Raw genomic sequence first — 2,648 nt, 5'->3', positions numbered from 1 at the left:
AAYTTGTAAACTACTCCCAGCTAAAGCAGGGAGCTTTTAGTAGCCCTGCAGTTAGCAAGCCAACCACGAGCCTCTGGGGTGGTTTACAACACCCCCAATCGACCGTTACCAGTGCCTTAAACAACCGTTTCTGGTGTCCGCAGTACAATTATAACCTAAGGCAACTAAAGTTGCTAAAGGAGCTTTCCTCCCCGCACTGAAGTACGGGGCTTCCAGCCATACCCGATATGTTGCCAGGGTTCGAGGGAGTGGATATGCATAGCGCCATGCTCAATTTGCCCTAGGTTACTATAGGATGAAGGCAATAGCTAGAGTGTACCACTGCAAGGACGGCAAAGACTGACAGTAGGAGCTAGGGATAATGCCCGATTTGACCGCTCAACAGGCAGAAAAACTTACAGAAATTGGCACCTTTCTGCATGAAAAACGGTTAGAGCTTGGCCTCAGCCTCGAGGACTTGGCCGCTAAAACCCTTGTGCGCCAGTCCATTCTGGCCGCCATTGAGAAAGGTGCCTTAGATGAATTGCCTGAAGCTATCTACACCCAAGGATTTATTCGCCGCTTTGCTGATGCGATGGGTCTAGATGGCAAAAGTTTAGCAGCGCATTTTCCGACGATGGCCGAATCTGCAAGACTGATTGATAAGCCCACAAGGGGTGGCACTGGCATTGGTTTTCAACTGCGTCCCATTCATCTGTATCTCACCTACTTTGCTGTGGTGGTGGCAGCAGTGGCGGGGTTAGCCTATCTGTTTCGCCCCCAACCTCAAAGTATTACGGATATTCGCCCAGTGCCTACCCCTGAAGCAACGAATCCAAGTCCTAGCCCAGCCCATCAGACGACATCCTCGCCTGACCCCACGGCCAGCCCCAATGCCGTCATGGCCACTGACCCCAGTCCAGCCCCAACCCCCAGTAGTGACGTCGTTGATGTGAAGCTTTCACTGTCGGGCTCATCGTGGCTAGAAGTTGAAGCGGATGGGGAGGTGGTGTATACGGGGATTCTTGAGGCGGGCACCGAGCGCAGTTGGCAGGCCAAGGAACGATTGATTGTCCGCACGGGCAACGCGGGGGATGTGAAGGTGAGTGTCAATAACGGCCCAGCGACCCCTATGGGAGCGGTGGGGGAAGTCACTGAAAAAGAATATGTGGTAGGGCAAGCGACTCCTAGCAGTACGGCAACCTCGACGATTCCTGATGCGTCAGTGCCTAATTAGAATCACACCGGGGCAGAGTCGATGAGGATTCCCCTAGAGTCGGCCTCAAGTTATCAGGTGGGGGGGAGTTTGCCCACGGCCTCGCCGGTGTATGTACAGCGGCAGGCGGATGCGGATCTGCTCGCGGGGTTAGTGGCCGGTGAGTTTTGCTATATCCTGAACTCGCGCCAGATGGGGAAGTCGAGTTTACGGGTACAGGTAACGCAGCGGCTGCTGACGATGGGGTACCGTTGTGCGGCTTTGGATATTACGAAAATTGGCAGTCAAAATATTCAACCGGAGCAGTGGTATGCCAGTTTTGTGGGTGCTTTAATTCAAGGGTTCCACCTAGGTGATGTGGTCTCACTGCGCTCTTGGTGGCGCGATCGCCAACTGGTGTCCCCTATTCAACGCCTGAGTGAGTTTGTCGAGGAGGTGCTGCTGCCCCACACCAGCGAGCCGTTGGTAATTTTCATTGATGAAATTGATAGCCTCCTCAGCTTACCCTTTTCGACGGATGATTTTTTTGCGTGGATCCGTGCCTGCTACAACCAACGCGCCGATCGCCCCGAGTATCGACGGTTGACCTTTGCTCTTTTTGGCGTTGCCACCCCCGATCAGCTCATTCAAGATAAGCAGCGCACACCCTTTAACATTGGCCGAGCGATTGCTCTGAGTGGGTTTGACCTCAGCGAAGCCACACCCCTACTCAAGGGAATTGCCCACCTCAGCGATGCACCGGAGCAACTGCTTGCTGAAATTTTGGCTTGGACGGGCGGTCAGCCCTTTTTGACCCAAAAGCTCTGTCGGCTGCTGCAAGTCCATGGGCCATTTATGAGTGCAAGTGCCCTACCCACACGGCTGGCAGACTTTATCCATCAGCATCTACTGCAAGACTGGGAGCGCCACGATGAACCCGAGCACCTGAAAACCATTCGCAATCGTCTGCTGGCAGATGAGCAACGGATTGGCCGGTTACTGGGGCTATATCAACGGATTCTCGAGGAGGGAGGGTTACCCCTTGATGGCAGTCCTGAGCAGCGTGCCTTGTGCTTAACAGGATTAGTGTGTCAGCGCCACAGCCAATTGGTGGTGTTTAACCCGATCTATGCCCACGTCTTTGATCGCTGCTGGATTGAGCAGCAATTCGAGCAATTGCGCCCCTATACCGAAGACTTTCAGGCATGGGTGCGATCGGGGGGCACTGATAGCTCGCGACTCCTACGGGGGCAAGCCCTCCAAGATGCTCTCCTGTGGGCAAGTGGCAAAAGCCTCAGCGATCTAGATTATCAATACCTGTCCGCTAGTCAGGAGGCCAACCAAAAGGCGATTCAAGATACACTCCTGTTAGAGCGACAGGAAAAGGAAGCCATCAGTGCCGCTAACCGCATTCTAGACGCTGCTCGCCGCAAAGCCAGTCGCCTTACCCAACGTGCCCTTTTGGCCTTGGGGG

The 2,648-nt window shown here is 54.2% G+C and carries 2 protein-coding genes; both read left to right on the top strand.

Translation table 11 applies throughout. The features are described from left to right. The first annotated feature begins 361 nt into the window (after positions 1–361). On the top strand, positions 362–1,216 hold the full coding sequence (locus tag L5470_RS13180) for a helix-turn-helix domain-containing protein (protein WP_499500241.1): 855 nt from the start codon (positions 362–364) through the stop codon (positions 1,214–1,216). 21 nt (positions 1,217–1,237) lie between these two features. Further along, the coding region (locus tag L5470_RS13175; RefSeq protein WP_499500240.1) for an AAA-like domain-containing protein at positions 1,238–2,648 on the top strand (1,411 nt) is incomplete at its 3' end.

The sequence above is a fragment of the Synechococcus sp. PCC 6717 genome (assembly GCF_022698185.1).
GTDB classification, from domain to species: domain Bacteria; phylum Cyanobacteriota; class Cyanobacteriia; order Thermosynechococcales; family Thermosynechococcaceae; genus Thermosynechococcus; species Thermosynechococcus lividus.
Note: the sequence above shows the minus strand (reverse complement) of the source record. Positions and strands in the feature narration are given on the sequence as shown.

What these genes read in the sequence shown, in the direction of transcription:
- L5470_RS13180 (WP_499500241.1), top strand. Translation starts at nt 362, where the DNA reads ATGCCCGATTTGACCGCTCAACAGGCAGAAAAACTTACAGAAATTGGC.